The sequence below is a fragment of the Nocardia sp. NPDC023852 genome, assembly GCF_040639505.1.
In the GTDB taxonomy this organism is placed as follows: Bacteria; Actinomycetota; Actinomycetes; order Mycobacteriales; family Mycobacteriaceae; genus Nocardia.
In genome coordinates this window covers 1-1,838 of the sequence record NZ_JBFAAB010000075.1, presented here as the reverse complement: position 1 = coordinate 1,838, position 1,838 = coordinate 1, and the positions used below count along the sequence as shown (strand labels likewise).

General features: G+C 64.7%; 1 protein-coding gene. It reads right to left on the bottom strand.

Going from position 1 to position 1,838, the window contains the following annotated elements:
* Window positions 1-1,838 (bottom strand): condensation domain-containing protein (locus tag AB0H00_RS31915; RefSeq protein WP_357273657.1); only part of this gene is annotated, 1,838 nt, incomplete at both ends.

The following is a 1,838-nucleotide window of genomic DNA, read 5'->3' as shown; positions in this document are numbered from 1 at the left end:
CACCCGGATCAGCCTCGACCGCACGCCGGAACCCATCCAGCAACAACCCGGAATCAACCGGGTAGCTGGTGTCGTTCCAGTCCCGCAGGATCCGGCGCCGCTCGACTGTGGTCAGTAATTGCAGATCACCGACCGGGGTGTGTGGTGCGGTGAGGATCTCGGCGAGCAGGCGGGTGAATCGTTGGGCGAATCCCTGCACGGTGTGGTGGTCGAACAGATCGGTGGCGTAGGTGAACATGCCGGTGATACCGGCGGGTGCTCCCGACTGGTCGTATCGGTCGGCGAGGACCAGGTGCAGGTCGAACTGGGAGATGTGGGTGTCGAGGTCTACTCCCGATACCGTCAGTCCCGGCAGTTCCAGTGTGGTCGCGGCCAGGTTCTGGAACGACAAACCCACTTGGAACAGTGGGTGGCGGGCTGTGGAGCGCGCCGGGTTCAGTACCTCGACCAGTCGTTCGAACGGCACGTCCGCATGCGCGAAGGCCGCGATGTCGGTTTCGCGTTGGCGTGCGAGGAGATCGGTGAACGCTTCACCGGCGTCGATTCGGCTGCGGAAGACCAGCGTGTTGATGAATGTGCCGATCAGATCGTTGAGCGCGGCCTCTCCCCGGCCCGCCATCGGCGTGCCGATCGCGATGTCTTCGGTGTTCGACAACCGGGCCAGCAGCACCGCCAGCGCCGTGTGCACGACCATGAACAGTGTCGCGCTCTGCGACTGCGCTACCTGCACCAGCCCGCGGTGGGTGTCGGCGTCGATACCCACCGCCACCGCGGCACCGGCGAAGGACTGCACCGCTGGACGCGGCCGATCCATCGGCAGGTCCAGCTGTTCAGGCAAATCCGCCAGCGCGGTACGCCAGTAGGCGACCTGATCCGACATGATCGAGCCCGGGTCGTCCTCACCGCCCAGCAACTCACGCTGCCAGATGCTGTAGTCGGCGTACTGCACCTCGAGCGGAGCCCAGTTCGGTGCCTGCTCCGCCGACCGTGCGACATAGGCGGTCATCAGATCCCGCACCAGCGGCCCCACCGACCAGCCGTCGGCGGCGATGTGGTGCACCACCATCGCGATCACATACTCCGGGGTGGCCGTGGCGTCTTCGATCTCGAACAACGCCACCCGCGCCGGCACCTCACCGGTGACATCGAACTGCGTCGACACCAACTGTCCCACCGCGGCTTCGATATCCACCGCAGCTATCGACCGCACCATCAGCGGCAGTCTCGCCTGGGTCGCCGCCACGATCACCTGCACCGGCTCACCCTCGACCACCGGATACACCGTGCGCAGGATCTCATGACGACCCACCAGATCCTCGATCGCCGCACGCAACGCCGAAACATCCAATAAGCCGGTCAACCGGACCACGATCGGCAAGTTGTAGGCCGTCGAAGCGGTGTCGAACTGGTTCAAAAACCACATCCGCTGCTGCGCCAACGACAACGGAACCCGCTGCGGGCGCCGACCAGCCACCAACGCCACACGCCCGAGAGTGCCCGCCTGCTGCTCCACCCGAACCGCCAACGCCGCGACCGTGGACGCCTCGAACAACACACGCACCGGAACACGCGTGCTCAACATCTCACCAAGACGCGCGGTGACCTGCGTCGCGATCAGCGAGTTACCACCCAACATGAAGAAGTCGTCGTCCACACCGACCCGGTCGATGCCCAGGACATCAGCGAACACACCCGCCACGATCTCCTCGATCGGTGTCGAGGCAGCACGGAACACCTTCGCCGCGAATTCCGGTTCCGGTAGTGCTTTGCGGTCCAGTTTGCCGCTGGTGTTCAACGGGAAGCTGTCCAATACCACGACTGCTGCGGGCACCATGTAT